A 1,053-nucleotide genomic window follows, 5' to 3' on the forward strand; every position below is an offset into this window, starting at 1 on the left:
TAACACCGATCAGTTAAGGTATTTTTGATCGGTTGACCGATCTTTTGGTTGCTTCACAATACCCTTATCATCTTTTGATTATGAGGGTATTTTTATGCTTAGTCATTGGTTACTTGATACGGATATATTCGCCACTCCTGACTCTTTATCTACATTTCAGAAACATATCCCTCTTGAGTGGATTTCTAATGTGCTCGAGCAGACCGATAAAGCAAGTATTCGCAAACGTAAGTTACCTGCTGAGCTTGTCGTCTGGCTTATCATTGCAATGGGTCTTTTTCGCGACCGCTCTATTAGTGACGTTGTTGAGAAGTTAGATTTAACACTCACTGATACCCTGGGCGATACGGTTGCTCCAAGTGCTATTCCTCAAGCGAGACAGCGCCTCAGTAGCGACCCCCTCCAAGCCTTATTTCACCTATGTGCAGCCCATTGGACACAAGAGGAAGATGCTGATGATACGTGGTATGGACTCCGGTTATTTTCTGTCGATGGAACGCAATTTCGTGCACCTGATACACCGGCTCTAGCTGAGCACTTTCACTATATTAAGCACAGTAAAAACCGTCATACAGAATATCCTATTGTACGCCTATGCGCCTTAAGCTCCTTGCGTAGCCGGTTGATACACCACGTTGCCTTCGGGCCCAGTTATCAAGGTGAGGTGAACTACGCAAAGCAGTTATTTAGTCATGTAAGTGATAACAGTCTAACTATTTTTGACCGATGTTATCTCAGCGCTGAGCTACTGATTAATTGGCGTAAGCAACACCCACAGTCGCACTGGATGGTCCCGATTAAAAGCAACACGCAATACACCGTCATTGAATCTTACTCTGAGCATGACTTCAAAGTAGAGATGAGTGTATCTGCGCATGCCAGAAAACAAGACCCTTCGCTTCCTGAGTGCTGGCAGGCCAGACTGGTTCTTTATCCTGAGCCAATGGGGCCTGGAAAAATAAAAGGTCTGCTGTGCTCTTTGGATGATAAACAGGCTTTTGATGCACAGGCCATTCTTGATGTCTATTTCGAACGCTGGGAAATTGAAAATAG

At 44.6% G+C, this 1,053-nt stretch carries 1 protein-coding gene; it reads left to right on the forward strand.

From position 1 onward, the window contains the following. Positions 1–94: 94 nt before the first annotated feature. A partial coding sequence (locus GQR46_RS20845) for an IS4 family transposase (RefSeq protein WP_165742285.1) occupies positions 95–1,053 on the forward strand: 959 nt, incomplete at its 3' end.

This window comes from Pseudoalteromonas sp. Z1A6, from assembly GCF_011378745.1.
In the GTDB taxonomy this organism is placed as follows: domain Bacteria; phylum Pseudomonadota; class Gammaproteobacteria; order Enterobacterales; family Alteromonadaceae; genus Pseudoalteromonas; species Pseudoalteromonas arctica.